The 16,469-nt window shown below is 58.3% G+C and carries 15 protein-coding genes; 5 read left to right on the top strand and 10 right to left on the bottom strand.

Annotated elements, in window-relative coordinates; all coding sequences use genetic code 11:
- Positions 1 to 87: 87 nt before the first annotated feature.
- The 8 genes from ACZ89R_RS11640 to ACZ89R_RS11605 form a co-directional block, all read right to left on the bottom strand.
- The gene (locus tag ACZ89R_RS11640; protein WP_008069475.1) at positions 88 to 822 is read right to left on the bottom strand and encodes an amino acid ABC transporter ATP-binding protein; all 735 of its coding nucleotides are present in this window, start codon (positions 820 to 822) and stop codon (positions 88 to 90) included.
- Positions 819 to 1,490, bottom strand: a complete 672-nt coding sequence (locus ACZ89R_RS11635) for an amino acid ABC transporter permease (RefSeq protein ID WP_429545721.1) — start codon at positions 1,488 to 1,490, stop codon at positions 819 to 821. The genes ACZ89R_RS11640 and ACZ89R_RS11635 overlap by 4 nt, the downstream gene beginning before the upstream one ends.
- Positions 1,490 to 2,236 (bottom strand): amino acid ABC transporter permease, encoded by a 747-nt coding sequence (locus ACZ89R_RS11630; RefSeq protein ID WP_008069477.1) that lies wholly within the window; start codon positions 2,234 to 2,236, stop codon positions 1,490 to 1,492. Before ACZ89R_RS11630 ends, ACZ89R_RS11635 begins: the two co-directional genes overlap by 1 nt.
- Before the next feature lie 352 nt (positions 2,237 to 2,588).
- Positions 2,589 to 3,503: a glutamate/aspartate ABC transporter substrate-binding protein gene (locus ACZ89R_RS11625; RefSeq protein ID WP_192345597.1), complete on the bottom strand. Its 915-nt coding sequence runs from the start codon at positions 3,501 to 3,503 to the stop codon at positions 2,589 to 2,591.
- A 449-nt stretch (positions 3,504 to 3,952) separates the two neighbouring features.
- Positions 3,953 to 5,491: a glycerol-3-phosphate dehydrogenase gene (glpD, locus tag ACZ89R_RS11620; RefSeq protein ID WP_429545722.1), complete on the bottom strand. Its 1,539-nt coding sequence runs from the start codon at positions 5,489 to 5,491 to the stop codon at positions 3,953 to 3,955.
- 328 nt (positions 5,492 to 5,819) lie between these two features.
- Complete coding sequence (locus ACZ89R_RS11615) at positions 5,820 to 6,575, bottom strand: DeoR/GlpR family transcriptional regulator (protein WP_007898523.1); 756 nt, start codon at positions 6,573 to 6,575, stop codon at positions 5,820 to 5,822.
- Positions 6,576 to 6,658: 83 nt separating this feature from the next.
- Positions 6,659 to 8,164 (bottom strand): glycerol kinase GlpK, encoded by a 1,506-nt coding sequence (glpK, locus tag ACZ89R_RS11610; protein ID WP_218399011.1) that lies wholly within the window; start codon positions 8,162 to 8,164, stop codon positions 6,659 to 6,661.
- 76 nt (positions 8,165 to 8,240) lie between these two features.
- Complete coding sequence (locus ACZ89R_RS11605) at positions 8,241 to 9,092, bottom strand: MIP/aquaporin family protein (RefSeq protein WP_429547865.1); 852 nt, start codon at positions 9,090 to 9,092, stop codon at positions 8,241 to 8,243.
- A 371-nt stretch (positions 9,093 to 9,463) separates the two neighbouring features.
- Between ACZ89R_RS11605 and ybaK the strand changes: the two genes are divergently transcribed.
- Positions 9,464 to 9,934 (top strand): Cys-tRNA(Pro) deacylase, encoded by a 471-nt coding sequence (ybaK, locus tag ACZ89R_RS11600; protein WP_429545723.1) that lies wholly within the window; start codon positions 9,464 to 9,466, stop codon positions 9,932 to 9,934.
- 110 nt (positions 9,935 to 10,044) lie between these two features.
- Positions 10,045 to 10,827 (top strand): PhzF family phenazine biosynthesis protein, encoded by a 783-nt coding sequence (locus ACZ89R_RS11595; RefSeq protein ID WP_429545724.1) that lies wholly within the window; start codon positions 10,045 to 10,047, stop codon positions 10,825 to 10,827.
- Positions 10,828 to 10,914: 87 nt separating this feature from the next.
- Here ACZ89R_RS11595 and ACZ89R_RS11590 read toward each other — a convergent pair whose 3' ends face one another.
- Together ACZ89R_RS11590 and argF are read right to left on the bottom strand one after the other, a co-directional pair.
- Positions 10,915 to 12,024 carry an ABC transporter ATP-binding protein gene (locus tag ACZ89R_RS11590; protein ID WP_123500674.1) on the bottom strand — a complete coding sequence of 370 codons (1,110 nt, stop codon included), beginning with the start codon at positions 12,022 to 12,024 and terminating at the stop codon, positions 10,915 to 10,917.
- Entirely contained in the window at positions 12,021 to 12,941 is a 921-nt protein-coding gene (gene argF / locus ACZ89R_RS11585) for an ornithine carbamoyltransferase (protein ID WP_429545725.1), read from the bottom strand. Before argF ends, ACZ89R_RS11590 begins: the two co-directional genes overlap by 4 nt.
- A gap of 406 nt (positions 12,942 to 13,347) precedes the next feature.
- On the opposite strand from argF, the gene ACZ89R_RS11580 reads away from it, so the two are divergent.
- The 3 genes from ACZ89R_RS11580 to grxD all read left to right on the top strand — a co-directional run bounded on the left by ACZ89R_RS11580 (position 13,348) and on the right by grxD (position 16,332).
- The gene (locus ACZ89R_RS11580; RefSeq protein ID WP_429545726.1) at positions 13,348 to 13,638 is read left to right on the top strand and encodes a hypothetical protein; all 291 of its coding nucleotides are present in this window, start codon (positions 13,348 to 13,350) and stop codon (positions 13,636 to 13,638) included.
- Between the two features lie 134 nt (positions 13,639 to 13,772).
- The gene (locus ACZ89R_RS11575) at positions 13,773 to 15,881 is read left to right on the top strand and encodes a molybdopterin oxidoreductase family protein (RefSeq protein WP_429545727.1); all 2,109 of its coding nucleotides are present in this window, start codon (positions 13,773 to 13,775) and stop codon (positions 15,879 to 15,881) included.
- A gap of 97 nt (positions 15,882 to 15,978) precedes the next feature.
- The gene (grxD, locus tag ACZ89R_RS11570) at positions 15,979 to 16,332 is read left to right on the top strand and encodes a Grx4 family monothiol glutaredoxin (protein WP_429545728.1); all 354 of its coding nucleotides are present in this window, start codon (positions 15,979 to 15,981) and stop codon (positions 16,330 to 16,332) included.
- The last annotated feature ends 137 nt before the right edge of the window (positions 16,333 to 16,469 follow it).

Raw genomic sequence — 16,469 nt, 5'->3', positions numbered from 1 at the left:
CAGACACAATGCGTTTTCAGGTTTTGGGGCCGCTGCGCGACCCAGCGGGAGCAAGCTCCCTCGCCACAAGGGCAAGCCAGTACCGTCTTAGTGCTGCAGAATCTTCTCGAGGAAATGCTGCGCGCGGTCGGAGCGGGCGGTGATGTCGCCGAAGAACTCTTCTTTCTTGCAGTCTTCGATGATCTTGCCCTGGTCCATGAAGATCACCCGGTCGGCCACTTTGCGCGCAAAGCCCATTTCATGGGTCACGCACATCATGGTCATGCCTTCGTGGGCCAGTTGCACCATCACGTCGAGTACTTCGTTGACCATTTCCGGGTCCAGCGCCGAGGTCGGTTCGTCGAACAGCATGACGATCGGGTCCATCGCCAGCGCACGGGCAATCGCCACACGCTGTTGCTGACCACCGGAGAGTTGGCCCGGGTGCTTTTTGGCGTGGGCGGAGAGGCCTACGCGTTCGAGCAGTTGCAGGGCTTTCTTGGAAGCCTCTTCCTTGCTGCGACCCAACACCTTGACCTGTGCGATGGTCAGGTTGTCCATGATGCTCAGGTGCGGGAACAGTTCGAAATGCTGGAACACCATGCCCACGCGCGAACGCAGTTTCGGCAGGTTGGTCTTCGGGTCGGCGATGGATGTGCCATCGACGATCACGTCACCTTTCTGGAACGGTTCCAAGGCGTTGACGCATTTGATCAGGGTGGATTTGCCGGAACCGGACGGCCCGCACACCACAATCACTTCGCCTTTTTTGACCTCGGTGCTGCAGTCAGTCAGTACCTGGAAGTCGCCATACCACTTGTTGACATTCTTGATAGAGATCATACGGCAAACCTTTTTTGCAGACGCTTGACCAGCTGCGAGGCGGCAAAGCTGATGATGAAGTATGTGAAGCCGGCGAAGATCAGGAACTCATTGGAGCGGCCGATAATGTCGCCACTGGCACGGGAGGCATTGAGGAAATCCACCAGACCCACCGCATACACCAGAGACGTGTCCTGGAACAGAATGATGCTCTGTTGCAGCAACAACGGGGTCATCTTGCGAAACGCTTGCGGCAGGATGATCAGTCGCATCATCTGGCCGTATTCCATGCCCAATGCCTGGGCAGCGCCCATCTGGCCCTTGGGGATCGACTGCACGCCAGCCCGGACGATTTCGCAGAAATACGCGGCTTCGAACATCATGAAGGCCACGATGCACGAGGCGAACGCGCCGATCGGGGTGTCTTCGCCGGTAATCCAGCGTAATACAAACGGCACCGCCAGGTAGAACCAGGTGATGACCAGCAGCAGCGGGATCGAGCGGAAGTAGTTAACGTAGGCGCCGGCGATGTTCGACAGCAGTTTGTTGTGGGACAGGCGCATCAGCGCCAGGATCGTGCCGAGGATGATCCCGCCGATCACGCCCAGGGCCATCAGCTTGAGGGTCATGATCATGCCGTTCCACAAACCCGGCAGGGACGGAATGATGCCCGAGAAGTCGAATTCCATCATTTACCCCCTACGGAAATCAGGCCCGGTACGGCGACTTTCTTCTCGACCGAACGCATCAGCAGCATCAGGCTCATGTTCAGCGTGAAGTAGATCAGCGTGGCCAGGGTGAAGGCTTCGAACAGGTTGGCGGAGAACTCGGCGGTCTGTTTGGTCTGCGCGAGCAGCTCCATCAGGCCAATCAGCGACGCGACGGAGGAGTTCTTGAATACGTTCAAAAATTCCGAGGTAAGCGGCGGAATGATGATGCGGTAAGCCTGGGGCAGCAGCACGTTCCAGTAGATCTGCGGCAGCTTGAAACCCATGGCGCGAGCGGCGGCTTCCTGGCCGCGAGGCAGCGCCTGGATACCGGTGCGCACTTGTTCGCAAACGCGAGCGGTGGTGAACAGGCCCAGGCACACGACGACGCTGAGGAAGGCCGACGTGGTGGGGTTGAGATCCTGCTTGTACCACTCCTGGATATCCGCAGGCAGCAGATCGGGCACCAGGAAGTACCAGATGAACAGCTGAACCAGCAGCGGCACGTTACGGAAGAGTTCGACGTAGCAGGTCGCGATGCCCGATACGATGCGATTCGGTACCGTGCGCATGACGCCCAGAATCGAGCCCAGCAGCAGCGCGATGATCCAGGCTGCGACGGCAATGGCGATGGTCCAGCCCAAACCGGAGAGGTACCAGTCGAAATAAATTTCGCTGCCCACGCCGGTGGACTTGAAGAACACGCCCCAGTCCCAGTTGTAATTCATTAGGGTCTCCCCTCGGATTCGTTCGATGTACAAATGCCCGCCTGGGGAAGCTCCGTTCCCGCCCGACCTGAGTGGCCTGTGTGGTCAGTTCTGTCAGCTCAACTTCGGCCCCGGAAGTCCATCTCCTGCGTTGCTGTTCCTCGCCATAGCGGGCTATGACTCGTCACAGCGCCTTGGATATGAACTTCCGGCACCGAATTTGAGCTAACGAACTGACCGTACAGGCCACTACGGTCAGGCACACACGAGCGGCTCGACAACCACCGGTTCGAGTGTTTCCAGAAAATGCCAGCAGGGAGTGACAACCCCTGAAAGGGCAAAGGCTCTCTCAGGGGATAAGGTTAGTCAGAAATCAGGATTTCTTTTCGTCAGCCGCTTTGTCGGTCGGATTGGCGATCAGGGCCTTGAGCTCTTCGCTCATCGGGAACATCAGGTTCAGGCCTTTTGGCGGAATTGGCTGCATGAACCATTTTTCGTAGATCTTGTTGATCTCGCCGGACTTGTAGGTCGCGATGATGGCGTCGTCGACAGCTTTCTTGAACGGCGCGTCGCCTTTGCGAACCATGCAGCCGTAAATCTCATTGGACTGCGCAGTCCCGGTCACGGCCCAGTCGGTCGGCTTCTTGGCCTTGGCCATTTCACCGGCCAGCAAGGCGTCGTCCATCATGAAAGCCACGGCACGACCGGTTTCCAGCATCTGGAAGGACTCGCCATGGTCTTTGGCGGAGATCACGTTCATGCCCATCTGCTTGTCGGCGTTCATCGACTTGAGGATGCGCTCGGACGTGGTGCCGGCGGTGGTCACGACGTTCTTGCCTTTGAGGTCGGCGAAGTCTTTGTATGGGGAATCTTTCTTGGCCAGCAGCTTGGTGCCGATTTCGAAGATGCCAACGGAGAAGTCAACTTGCTGCTGACGCTCTACGTTGTTGGTGGTGGAACCGCACTCAACGTCCACGGTGCCGTTCTGCACCAGCGGGATACGGGTTTGCGAGGTCACCAGGTTGTATTTGACCTGGAGGTTGGGCATGTCCAGGTCTTTCTTGATGGCTTCGACGATTTTCAGCTGGATATCGTGGGAGTAGCCAACCGGTTTGCCGGAAGCGTCCGCGATGTAGGAAAACGGAATGGAAGCGTCACGATGCCCGAGGGTGATAACGCCGGACTCTTTGATCTTCTTCAGGGTGCCGGTGAGTTCGGCGGCGAAAACTGGAGTGCTGATCAGAGCGGCAGCAATGGCTGCGCCCAGGAGATGGGGAACGATGCGCATCAAATTTTCCTCGACATTGTTTTTATATGGAGCCAGTTCATCGGCCCTTTTTGGTGCTTCGAATGCTTGCCGGCTCCTGAAGGGGTGGCGCAACGAACATTCGTCCAAGAGTGTAGAGCATGACTCGTGCCAGGCCAGGCGATATAGATCAAGCTATTGATTTATAAGGCTATTAAATATTTGTGGCGCTGAATTTTCTATTGGGCGATCCGGTTTACCGAATCGACTGGCAAGTCGCGTTCGGAAAACCGAATGCAATCTCTCGTCTTGCACCGATCCCTGTGGGAGCGAGCCTGCTCGCGATGAGGTCGGCACATTCAACATTGATGTTGCCTGACACTCCGCTATCGCGAGCAGGCTCGCTCCCACAGGGGATATGCAGTGTTTGGCAGAATGCAAAAAGCCCCTCAACCTTTCGATTCAGGGGCTTCGTTTCACCAGATTCCCGATCAGGCCGCTTCGATCTTGCTGCGGTTCTGTTCGAGCTTGTTCAGGTAATCTTCGAGCTTCTGCTGTTCCGCCGGGGTAGTGAACAGCCCAAGCTTTGTGCGGCGCCACAGAATGTCGTGGGCGGTGGTCGCCCATTCTTCGCTGCACAGGTAATCAACTTCGCGAGTGTAGAGACCGCCGCCGATGTGTTCGCCTAGATCACCGAGGCTTTCCACACCTTCGAGCATGCGCCAGGTGCGGCTGCCATAAGTGGTGGCCCAACGTCGGGCGATCTCGGTGGGCACCCAGTCGAATTTGTCGCGGATCCGCGAGCTCAAGGCCTGCGGCGTGGTCATGTCTTCGCCGCCGGGCAGGGTGGCGCTGGCCGTCCAGCTTGGCTTGATGTGCGCGAAGTAAGGGGCCAGTTGCGCCAGCGCCGACTCGGCCAGTTTGCGGTAAGTCGTCAGTTTGCCGCCGAACACCGACAGCAACGGCGCTTCTTCGCCACTGCCCGACAATGCCAAGGTGTAGTCGCGAGTAACGGCCGACGGGTTGTCGGATTCGTCGTTGCACAGCGGACGAACACCGGAATAGCTGTGCAGGATGTCGCCGCGACTGACTTGCTTCTTGAAGTGGGCGTTGACCACTTTGAGTAGGTAATCGGTTTCGCCTTCAGTTATCGCAACTTTCGCCGGGTCGCCGGTGTACTCACGGTCGGTGGTGCCGATCAGGGTGAAGTGATTCAGGTACGGAATGGTGAAGACGATGCGCTGATCTTCGTTTTGCAGAATGTGCGCGTGTTCGCCTTCATATAGCTTCGGCACGATCAGGTGGCTGCCCTGGATCAGACGGATGCCATACGGCGATTCCATCTTCAGGTCATCACGGATGAACTTGGCGACCCACGGGCCGGCTGCATTGACCAGCGCTTTGGCGCGGATCGAAAACAGGCTGCCATCGGCACGCTCCAGGTTCAGATGCCACAGGCCCTTGGTGCGACGGGCACTGACGCAGCGAGTCTGGGTGTGAACATGGGCGCCTTTCTCGCGGGCGGCCATGGCGTTCAGTACGACCAGGCGTGCGTCATCGACCCAGCAATCGGAATATTCGAAGCCTTTGGTGATTTCGCTTTTCAGTGCACTGTCCGGGCCGAACTTCAGGCTTTTCGAACCTTCGAGTTTTTCCCGTTTGCCCAGGTTGTCATAAAGGAACAGGCCGGCGCGGATCATCCAGGCCGGACGCAGGTGCGGGCGGTGCGGGAGCACGAAACGCATCTGCTTGACGATGTGCGGCGCCTTGGCCAGCAGCACTTCGCGCTCGGCGAGGGCTTCGCGCACCAGGCGAAATTCGTAATGTTCGAGATAGCGCAGGCCGCCGTGGATCAGCTTGCTGCTGGCGGACGAAGTGTGGCTGGCCAGGTCATCCTTTTCGCAAAGGAATACCGAAAGACCGCGACCGGCGGCATCCGCTGCGATCCCCACGCCATTGATCCCACCACCGATGACGGCGATATCGTAAACCTCGGCGAGAGGGGGCGTAGGCAAGGTAGAAGTGGGCATCGGCTGGCCTCGGGTTTTGATTTTCTATATTGGAATTCGAACATTGATGTTCATTTACGAAAATACTAGCCCATAAAGACGCGCACAGCCAGTCAACTTCGATTGAAAATACTGATCGAAGGGCGGTTAAAGGAAAATTTTCGAACATTGAGTGAGCGCAAGAGGGGCTTTTGTGGCGAGGGAGCTTGCTCCCGCTGGGCTGCGAAGCAGCCCTAAAACCGGCAATCGGGGTATTTCAGAAGGAACATGCCATCTGATTTGCGTCTGCTGCGCAGCCGAACGGGAGCAAGCTCCCTCGCCACAAGGGAGCACGCTGTTTCCGAGGGGGTTAAACCACTTCCAGCCGAATCTTGTGCTGGCTCAGCAACTGCGCCAAGGCTGGCGAGGGCTGCTGATCGGTGACCAGGCAATCGATCAGGCTGATCGGCCCCAGACGAATCATGGCGTTGCGCCCGAATTTGCTGGAGTCGGCGGCCAGAATCACCTGCCGGGCATTGGCGATGATCGCCTGGGATACCCGCACTTCCTGATAATCGAAGTCCAGCAAGCTGCCGTCTTCATCAATGCCGCTGATGCCGACCAGGGCGAAGTCGACCTTGAACTGGTTAATGAAGTCGACACTCGCCTGACCAACCACGCCACCGTCACGCCGCACGTTGCCACCGGTCAGCAGCACGTCGAAATCGTCCTTGGCGCTGAGCATCGAGGCCACATGCAGGTTGTTGGTGATGATCTTCAGGTGGTTGTGGTTGAGCAGCGCCCGAGCGATGGATTCGGTGGTGGTGCCGATATTGATGAACAGCGAGGCGTGATCGGGAATCTGAGCGGCAATGGCTTCGCCGATACGCTGTTTTTCATCGCGCATCTGATCGGCGCGCATGGCGTAGGCAGTGTTTTCGACGCTGGAGTCGTAGGCTGCGCCGCCGTGGTAGCGACGCAACAGATTGACTTCCGCCAGTTGATTGATATCGCGGCGGATGGTTTGCGGTGTAACGACGAACAGCTGGGCCATTTCCTCAATGCTGACATAACCGCGTTCGCGGACCAGTTCGAGGATTTGCTGCTGACGGGGAGGCAGATTCATGGGGCTTCCTTTGGGCTGCCGTGCAAAATTTGCCCATGATGCCGCAGGAATCTGCTCCCTACCAGTTAGAACCCGACCTTGGCTTATTCAGCACCCTCATGCGGTTCCCAATCACGAGTGCGGCTGACCGCTTTTTTCCAGCCGGCGTAGAGTTTCTCCTTCGCGGTTTCGTCCAGGGTCGGTTCGAACTCGCGCTCGATCACTGCCTTGCCGCGCAACTCGTCCAGGCTGCCCCAGAAGCCGCAGGCCAGACCGGCCAAATAAGCCGCGCCCAATGCGGTGGTTTCGCGCATTTTCGGACGCTCAACTTGCGTACCGAGAATGTCGGCCTGGAACTGCATCAGGAAGTTGTTTGCGACTGCGCCGCCGTCCACACGCAGGGATTTCAGGCGCTCGCCGGAATCCTGTTGCATGGCGTCCAGAACGTCGCGGGTCTGGTAGGCAATCGACTCCAGCGCGGCACGAATGATGTGATCCACGCGTACGCCGCGCGTCAGGCCGAACAATGCGCCACGGGCATACGGGTCCCAGTACGGAGCACCCAGACCGGTGAAGGCGGGCACCAGGTACACACCGTTGCTGTCCTTGACCTTGTTGGCAAAGTATTCGGTGTCGTGGGCGTCGTTGATGATTTTCAACTCGTCACGCAACCACTGCACGGTGGAACCACCGTTGAATACCGCGCCTTCCAGGGCGTAGGCCACTTCGCCACGCGGGCCGCAAGCGATGGTGGTGAGCATGCCGTGTTTGGATTTCACCGCTTTGTCGCCGGTGTTCATCAGCAGGAAGCAACCGGTGCCATAGGTATTTTTCGCCTGGCCTGGCTCTACGCACATTTGGCCGAAGAGGGCCGCCTGCTGGTCGCCGGCGATACCGCCAATGGCGATGCCACTTTTGGTGTGGCCGTAGATTTCGGACGAGGACTTAACTTCCGGCAGCATCTCGCGCGGGATGTCGAGGACTTCCAGCATCTTCGCGTCCCACTCCAGCGTGTGGATGTTGAAGAGCATGGTGCGCGAGGCGTTGGTGTAGTCGGTGACGTGTACTTTACCGCCGGTAAATTTCCAGATCAGCCAGCTGTCGACGGTGCCGAACAACAGTTCACCTTTGCGCGCACGTTCACGGCTGCCTTCGACGTTGTCGAGGATCCACTTGAGCTTGGTGCCAGAGAAGTACGGGTCGGTGACCAGGCCGGTGGTGTCGCTGATGTATTGCTCGTGACCATCGCGCTTGAGCTGTTGGCAGATTTCGGTGCTGCGCCGGCACTGCCAGACGATCGCGTTGTAGATCGGGCGGCCGGTGGTCTTGTCCCAGACCACGGTGGTTTCACGCTGGTTGGTGATGCCGATGGCCGCGACCTGATCGTGATGCAGGCCGGCTTGAGCCAGGGCCTCGACCATCACGGCGCTTTGGGTGGCGAAGATTTCCATCGGGTCATGTTCGACCCAACCGGCTTGCGGGTAATGCTGCGCGAATTCGCGCTGGGCGGTGCAGACCACGTTCGCGTCACGGTCGAAAATGATCGCGCGGGAGCTGGTCGTACCCTGATCGAGGGCAATGATGTAGTTCTTATTCTGTATGTCGGTCATGTCGATTGCCTTGGACGAAAGTTAGGAAGTGAGGTCAGGCGCGGGACCACATGGGCAGGATCACGCGCCAACGGTTTCAAGACGTTCTTGGTTTGCCGTCAATGGCCGGTAATGCATCCTTTGTAGCAGGTATGGCGCTGGGCAGATGACGGGCAATCAGCCCGCGATAAGCTGCAGCACCGAGGCAGGCACCGACAATCGGTGCAAAAATCGGGATCAGGAAGTACGGGATATCGCGCCCGCCAGTGAAGGAAATTTCACCCCAGCCGGCGAAGAAAGTCATCAGTTTAGGACCGAAGTCTCGGGCCGGGTTCATCGCGAAACCGGTCAACGGGCCCATCGAGCTACCAATCACGGCAATCAGCAGGCCGATCAGCAACGGCGCCAGCGGCCCTTTGGGCAGGCCATTGTTGTCGTCGGTCAGCGACATGATCACGCCCATCAATATGGCGGTGATGATCACTTCAACCAAAAAGGCCTGGGCAGTGGTCAGGGCAGGGTTCGGGAAAGTGGAGAACACCGACGCCAATTCAAGGCTGGCCTGGGTGCCACGAACCATTTGGTGAGTTTGTTCGAAATCGAAGAAAAGGTTGCTGTACAGCGTGTAAACCAACAAGGCCCCGCAAAAGGCGCCGGCCACCTGGGAGAAAATATAGAAAGGCAGTTTGCGCTTTTCGAAGTCAGCAAAAATGCTCAGCGCGATACTCACGGCAGGATTGAGGTGCGCACCGGAAACGCCGGCGGTGAGGTAGATCGCCATGCTGACGCCCACCCCCCAGATGATGCTGATTTCCCACAGTCCGAAGCTGGCACCCGCCACCTTGAGCGCGGCAACGCAGCCGGTACCGAAAAAGATGAGCAGTGCAGTACCCAGAAACTCGGCCATGCATTGGCTCGAGAGCGATGGTTGTTGTAAAGCAGTTGTCATTGAAAACCTCGTTTTTGTTGTTGTCTGGCGCTTTTTCATCAAGGTCAAAGCGCGATTTTCACCAAGGCAGGATCCCCATCCTGTACTCGGCTTACTGCTGGGTGCTGCGGTGAGACATTCGTACAGTATTCAGATTCGAAAAAATATAGACAAGAAACGCTGCTGTCAAAGGTCGAAAGTGAACTGCCGGTCACATTTCAACTATTAGTCACGTGAATGACCGCATCGTTCATCAGGCAGGCTGACCGTAGACGAACGGCACAGAAGCCCGGCCAAGCTTTTGAAATAGCGTTGTAATAGAGCCTTTTATCGATCAATGACCTAGAATCCTGCGCAGTATTTTTTCTTCTACCGCCAAGTCTGGAGTTGCCATGACACCCGCATTGGATTTGTTGAAAAAAGTTCGTGCCGAACATCGCGTGCACAGTTACGAACATGATCCGAAGGCAGCGTCCTATGGTCTGGAGGCCGCGGAAAAACTGGGGTTGGACCCGGCGCAGGTGTTCAAGACATTGCTGGCGGCCAGCGAGAAAGGGGAATTGTTGGTGGCGGTGGTGCCGGTCGTCGGAAGTCTGGACTTGAAGGCGCTGGCGCATGCCGCTGGCGTAAAAAAAGTCGAAATGGCCGACCCCGCGGCTGCACAACGTTCGACGGGATATCTGTTGGGCGGCATCAGCCCGCTCGGGCAGAAGAAGCGCCTGCGTACCTTTATCGATCATTCGGCTCAGCCTTTTTCCAGCATCTTTGTCAGCGCCGGACGGCGTGGACTGGAAGTCGAACTGGCGCCCGCCGTGTTGGCCGAACACACCCAGGCGAAGTTCGCCGATATCGGTCGCCCCTGAACAGAAGGCTTCGGGTGCTCAGCCTGTATGGTGGAAATTGATTAGTTCTGTCACTGGTGAAGGGCTCTTCGTGGCTTCATGCTCGTCGACCTGAAAAAGGGAGAAATGGCATGCAGCTAGAGTTTCATCAGGTGGACGCGTTCAGTGATCGGCCGTTCAGTGGCAACCCGGCGATGGTGTACCGGCTCGATACCTGGCTCGACGATGAGTTGATGCAAAAAATCGCCGCCGAACACAACCTCGCCGAAACCGCGTTTCTGGTGCGTGAGGGGCCTGTCTGGCACATCCGCTGGTTTACCCCGACCACCGAAGTCCCGTTATGCGGCCATGCGACCCTGGCCAGCGCCTATGTTCTGTTCGAAATCGATAAGGAACCGGTCGAGCGACTGGACTTTATCTGCAAGTCTGGCCCGCTGAGTGTCAGCCGTGAGGGCGAGCGCTTGTGGCTGGATTTCCCGGCCATCATGCCGACTGAAGTGGACGTGACCCTGGATATCGAGCGCGCCTTGGGTGTGAAAGCAGTCGATGTGTTGGGTTCGAAAGAATTGTTCGTGGTACTGGAGTCCGAGCAAGCGGTGCTCGATTGTCAGCCGGACATGGTTGCGCTGGCAAAACTGCCGTGGCTGGGCGCCATTGTGACGGCCAAGGGCAGCAAGCATGACTTTGTGTCGCGATACTTTGCCCCGGCAATCGGCATCAACGAAGACCCGGTGACCGGGTCGACCCATTGCAGCCTGATTCCGTATTGGTCGGAACGCTTGAACAAGTCGAGTCTGACGGCGTATCAGTGTTCGGCGCGAGGCGGGGAGTTGTTCTGCCAGCTGGAAGGGGATCGAGTGAGCATTGGCGGTAATGCAACGCTGGTTGCAAGCGGCAAGCTGATGTTGGGTTGAGCGAAAAGATCGCAGCCTTCGGCAGCTCCTACAAGTGTATGCAAACCATGTAGGAGCTGCCGAAGGCTGCGATCTTTTAGCGCTGGTTCAGCTAGCGGTGCTGTACCGCCGAACACCGGATTCGATCACCGGAATCTGCGCCGCCGTGCTGCCGTTCGCCTGAAACAGTACCAAGTGTTCAGCCGCCACCCGAATGCCTACTTCAGCACCGACCAGATGATCGGCATGACTCGGGAAAATCGACTCCAGCTGCGCGCCCGTAGACAACTGCAAGCGGTACAGAGTCGATGCCCCCTGGAAGCTCTTGCCAACAATCTGCGCCTTCAGTGGGCTGTCCGGCGCATAGACGATATCGTCCGGACGCAACAACACATCCACAGCACAACCGATCGGCCAGGTGTAGGCACGGTTGCCGCGCAATTCACCCAACTCGGTCTGCACCGACTCCGGGCTGCTCAACTGGCCGCGAATGAAGTAACCCTGGCCAATGAAACTGGCCACGAATGGCGTCAGGGGTTCGTGATAGAGGTTGTAGGGCGTGTCCCACTGCTCCAGGCGACCTTCCTTGAAAACGCCCACGTGGTCACTGACCGCGAAGGCTTCTTCCTGATCGTGGGTCACAAGGATTGCACTGGTGCCGCGAGCCTTGAGAATGGCGCGTACTTCATGACTGAGCTTGCGTCGCAATTCGCCGTCGAGGTTAGAGAACGGTTCGTCGAGCAACAGCAGTTGCGGTTCCGGCGCCAGGGCGCGGGCCAACGCCACACGTTGCTGCTGGCCACCGGACAGCTCATGGGGGAAGCGCTTGCCGAGGTTTTTCAGATTGACCAGTTCGAGCAGTTCTTCGGTGATGCGATCCTTTTGCGGATGCTTGCGGATTCCGAAAGCGATGTTCTCGGCCACGCTCAAATGCGGAAACAGTGCGTAATCCTGAAACACCATGCCGATCCGGCGCTTCTCCGGGGCAAGGGTGAAACCGGCGCTGGAGATGGTCTCGCCCGCCAGCTGGATTTCACCTTCGTGCACCGGTTCAAAGCCGGCAATCGCCCGCAGGGTGGTGGTTTTGCCGCAACCCGAAGACCCCAGCAGGCAACCGATATCCCCAGCATTCAAATGCAGGTTGAGGTTCTGCACAACCCGCTGGTTTTGATAACCGCAGGCCAGGTTGCGCAGGTTCAGCAGTAATGGCTGGCTCATGCGTGGTGGTACGAAGGCGGGACGAGGAATTCGAGCAAGGCCTTTTGTGCATGAAGGCGGTTTTCGGCTTGATCCCAGGCCACCGAACGCGAGTCGTCGAGCAGGTCGAGGCTGATTTCCTCACCACGGTGGGCCGGCAGGCAATGCATGAACAGCACGTCCGGCGCGGCCAGGTCGAGCAGGGCACGGTTGACCTGGAACGGTGCGAACAACTTCAGGCGCTTGGCGGTTTCCTCTTCCTGGCCCATGGAGGTCCAGACGTCGGTGCTCACCAGGTGCGCGCCGCGCACGGCTTCCTGCGGGTCGCGGACGATGGTCACCCGATCGCCGGCTTTAGCCACGAACTCAGGATTGGGTTCGTAACCTTCCGGGCAGGCGATGCGCAACTGGAAGTCGAACTGGATCGCCGCTTCTATATAGCTGTTGCACATGTTGTTGCCATCGCCGATCCAGGCCACGATCTTGCCTTGAATCGAACCGCGGTGTTCGAGGAAGGTTTGCATGTCGGCCAGCAACTGGCAGGGGTGCAGGTCATCGGACAGGCCATTGATCACCGGCACGCGGGAATTGGCGGCGAATTCGGTCAGGGTACTGTGGGCAAAGGTACGGATCATCACCGCATCGAGCATGCTCGACATGACGATGGCGCAGTCGCCGATCGGCTCGCCGCGACCCAATTGGGTGTCGCGTGGCGACAGGAATATCGCCTGGCCGCCGAGCTGGATCATGCCGGCTTCGAACGAGATACGGGTGCGGGTCGAGGACTTCTCGAAAATCATCCCCAGGACGCGGTTTTTCAAAGGCTCGAACAGTACGCCGCGGTTACGCAGGTCCTTGAGCTCAACGCCTCGACGGATCACGCTGACCAGCTCTTCGGGCGTGCAATCCATCAGGGAGAGAAAGTGCCTTGCGCTCATCATTGACTACCTTTTTGCAACAGACCGCAGATACTCAAAGCCTTGTTTAACTGAAAAACGGGCGAGACCTGCGGCGTAAGCCGCACGGGGCGACGAAATAGGGGAAGGCGCGATATTGACATTAAATGTCGCGTTTTTCCAATGGGCTACGGTGTTTAGGGGATTTCAGAGGGGCTACGGGTGACCGCAGTAGCGCTTTTGAAGCCTGTTTCCTGACAGCAGCTAACCATTTGTACACCGCGCTCGCCGGACTTGGCAATCAAACAGGACGCGGGCGACACGCTGGCGGTCGGTTTTTGACCTGTCATTCGGGCCTTTGATGGGCAATGTGTCTTGTCCGAAACATTTGCTAAAGCAAAGTGCTGCGTTATAACTAAGGCACGAGCGATGCAGGAAGCCATCTGGAATGGAATCGAAAGAACAGCTGTTAATGGAATTACTCGGGCTTACGGCCCGCTCTCTGACTCACCTCACCGCTTCCATGACCTCGATGTCTTTCGAGTTGTTGCGCAGTGAGGACGAAGTCACGAAGGCGGCCGGTCGGCGCATGATTGACCGCATGGCCACGATCAGCGCCGGGCTCGACGAGCATTGGCGACTGATCGGCGAGCTCACCGGCGTGCATATTGCCCACGAGCAGATCGAAACCGTTGAGGAGATCCAGTTGCAGGCGCCGCCGAGTCTGCCGTTGAACTGATCCGTTGCTGCCATCGGCTGGCCTGATGGTCGCCGATTCACAAGACGAACGTCGCTGGCAAAGGGGCGGATCGCGCGCCATAGTTTTGTTCCCGCGGCCGCTATTGCCCGCCCAGAACAAAACAGAGACTGGCCATGACCAAGACTCTCCATCACCGTGCGTGCCACCTGTGTGAAGCCATCTGCGGCCTGACCATCGAAACCTCTGAGGTCGAAGGCAGCGGCGTACAGATCACCTCGATCAAGGGTGATCCGCAGGACACCTTCAGCCGTGGGCACATCTGCCCCAAAGCGGTTGCCCTGCAAGACATTCAAAATGATCCGGATCGCCTGCGTCAGCCGATGCTGCGAACAGGCAGCGAATGGCAGCCTATCGAGTGGGAAGATGCTTTCAATCTTGTGGCCGAACGCCTGGCGGCGATTCAGGAGCGTCACGGGCAGAACGCGGTGGCGGTCTATCAGGGCAACCCCAGCGTGCACAACTACGGGTTGATGACCCACAGCAATTACTTCCTCGGCCTGCTGAAAACCCGCAACCGGTTTTCCGCGACATCGGTCGATCAGTTGCCCCATCATCTGACCAGTCATTTGATGTACGGCCACGGCTTGCTGCTGCCGATCCCGGACATCGATCACACCGATTTCATGCTGATCCTGGGCGGCAATCCACTGGCCTCCAACGGCAGCATCATGACCGTGCCGGATGTGGAGAAGCGCCTCAAGGCGATTCAGGCCCGGGGCGGCAAAGTGGTGGTGGTCGATCCGCGTCGCAGCGAAACGGCGGCGATTGCCGATCAGCATCTGTTCGTGCGCCCCGGTGGCGATGCGGCGCTGTTGTTCGGGCTGCTCAATACCTTGTTCGCTGAAAGTCTGACCCGCGACAGTCATTTGCCGGTCGATGGCCTGGATGAGGTGCGTGAAGCGATCGCAGGGTTCACCGCCGAGGCCATGAGCCCGCTGTGCGCTGTGCCCGCCGAGCAGATCCGCCAACTGGCACGGGACTTCGCGGCAGCGCCGACAGCGGTCTGCTACGGTCGCATGGGCGTTTCGACCCAGGCTTTTGGCACTCTGTGCCATTGGCTGGTGCAACTGATCAATCTGGTCACCGGCAACCTCGACCGGGTGGGCGGTGCGTTGTGCACCGAGCCTGCGGTGGATCTGGTGGCCTCGACCTCGGGCGGGCATTTCAACCGGTGGCAGAGTCGCGTGTCCGGGCGTCCGGAATACGCGGGAGAGCTGCCGGTATCGGCGCTGGCCGAAGAGATGCTTACCGAAGGGGAAGGGCAGGTCCGCGCGCTGATCACCGTGGCGGGTAATCCGGTGCTGTCCACGCCCAATGGCCGGCAACTGGAGCAGGCGCTGGACGGATTGGAGTTCATGGTCAGTGTCGACCTGTACATCAATGAAACCACGCGTTATGCCGACCTGATCCTGCCGTCGACTTCGGCGCTGGAAAACGATCATTACGACACCACGTTCAACATGTTCGCGGTGCGCAACGTCACCCGCTTCAACCGGGCGATCCTCGCCAAGCCCGAAGGCGCGCTGCATGACTGGGAAATCTTCGTAGGGTTGGCCAAGGCTTTTGCAGCGAAGACTGGCAAAGAGCTGAAGCCAACCATCGCCCCCGCGCAGATGATCGACCTGGGGCTGCGGATGGGACGGTATGGCGACGCTTCGGAACATAAGCTATCACTGGCGACTCTGTTCGATCATCCTCACGGTATCGATCTCGGTGCGCTTAAGCCCAACCTGGCGCCACGCCTGAAAACGGCCAATCAGCGAGTCCAGGCAGCGCCTGTCGAGATCCTTGCCGACCTGGCGCGCTTCGCCGCGCTACAAGCACCGGCTGCCGATGAGCTGCTGATGATCGGCCGCCGCCATGTGCGCAGCAACAACTCATGGATGCACAACTATCACCGTCTGGTGAAGGGCAAACCGCGCCATCAACTGCTGATGAACCCGGATGACCTGGCCAGTCGCGGGCTCCACGATGGGCAGCGAGTGCGCGTGAGTTCGCGGGTCGGGGTGATCGAGGTTGAAGTGGTCGCCAGCCTGGATATGATGAAAGGTGTGGTCAGCCTTCCTCACGGTTGGGGTCATGCGCGACCGGGTGTGCAGATGACGATTGCCAGTGGTCAACCCGGCTCCAGCGCCAATGACCTGACTGACGAATGTCAGCTCGATGAGTTGTCGGGTAATGCGGCGTTGAACGGCGTGCCGGTGACCGTGGCGGCGGCGTGAACATGACTGTCGGGGAGGCCGAGCATGGCGCTCGGGTTTCCGTTACAATGCGCCACCGTGCCGACCACTGAGTCGGAAAGTTCAGCCGAGGTGCTCCATGGATATCATCGAAACGATTAAAGAGCAGATTGCCAACAACACCATTCTGCTTTACATGAAAGGCTCGCCGAATGCCCCACAGTGTGGGTTCTCCGCGAAAGCCGCTCAGGCTGTAATGGCCTGTGGCGAAAAGTTTGCCTATGTGGACATCCTGCAGAACCCGGAAATCCGCGCCAACCTGCCAAAGTACGCCAACTGGCCAACCTTCCCGCAATTGTGGGTCGGTGGTGAACTGGTCGGCGGTAGCGACATCATGACTGAAATGGCTGCTGACGGTTCGTTGCAAGCGACGATCAAAGCTGCTGTTGAAGCTGCTGTTGAAGCTGCTGCTGCCAACAAGACCGACGCCTGATTAGCTCCTGTAGGAGCTGTCGAGTGAAACGAGGCTGCGATCTCTTGATCTCAGCAACTAAAAAGCCCCGCCTTCGAAAGAGGAGCGGGGCTTTTTATTGCACTTAAACAAGTTATTGAGATGTCGCCGCTACGATC

The sequence above is a fragment of the Pseudomonas sp. TE3728 genome (assembly GCF_056279145.1).
Note: the sequence above shows the minus strand (reverse complement) of the source record. Positions and strands in the feature narration are given on the sequence as shown.

Coding starts and splice junctions, on each gene's coding strand:
- ACZ89R_RS11640 (WP_008069475.1), bottom strand. CDS start 822: ATGATCTCTATCAAGAATGTCAACAAGTGGTATGGCGACTTCCAGGTA.
- ACZ89R_RS11635 (WP_429545721.1), bottom strand. CDS start 1,490: ATGGAATTCGACTTCTCGGGCATCATTCCGTCCCTGCCGGGTTTGTGG.
- ACZ89R_RS11630 (WP_008069477.1), bottom strand. CDS start 2,236: ATGAATTACAACTGGGACTGGGGCGTGTTCTTCAAGTCCACCGGCGTG.
- ACZ89R_RS11625 (WP_192345597.1), bottom strand. CDS start 3,503: ATGCGCATCGTTCCCCATCTCCTGGGCGCAGCCATTGCTGCCGCTCTG.
- glpD (WP_429545722.1), bottom strand. CDS start 5,491: ATGCCCACTTCTACCTTGCCTACGCCCCCTCTCGCCGAGGTTTACGAT.
- ACZ89R_RS11615 (WP_007898523.1), bottom strand. CDS start 6,575: ATGAATCTGCCTCCCCGTCAGCAGCAAATCCTCGAACTGGTCCGCGAA.
- glpK (WP_218399011.1), bottom strand. CDS start 8,164: ATGACCGACATACAGAATAAGAACTACATCATTGCCCTCGATCAGGGT.
- ACZ89R_RS11605 (WP_429547865.1), bottom strand. CDS start 9,092: ATGACAACTGCTTTACAACAACCATCGCTCTCGAGCCAATGCATGGCC.
- ybaK (WP_429545723.1), top strand. CDS start 9,464: ATGACACCCGCATTGGATTTGTTGAAAAAAGTTCGTGCCGAACATCGC.
- ACZ89R_RS11595 (WP_429545724.1), top strand. CDS start 10,045: ATGCAGCTAGAGTTTCATCAGGTGGACGCGTTCAGTGATCGGCCGTTC.
- ACZ89R_RS11590 (WP_123500674.1), bottom strand. CDS start 12,024: ATGAGCCAGCCATTACTGCTGAACCTGCGCAACCTGGCCTGCGGTTAT.
- argF (WP_429545725.1), bottom strand. CDS start 12,941: ATGAGCGCAAGGCACTTTCTCTCCCTGATGGATTGCACGCCCGAAGAG.
- ACZ89R_RS11580 (WP_429545726.1), top strand. CDS start 13,348: ATGGAATCGAAAGAACAGCTGTTAATGGAATTACTCGGGCTTACGGCC.
- ACZ89R_RS11575 (WP_429545727.1), top strand. CDS start 13,773: ATGACCAAGACTCTCCATCACCGTGCGTGCCACCTGTGTGAAGCCATC.
- grxD (WP_429545728.1), top strand. CDS start 15,979: ATGGATATCATCGAAACGATTAAAGAGCAGATTGCCAACAACACCATT.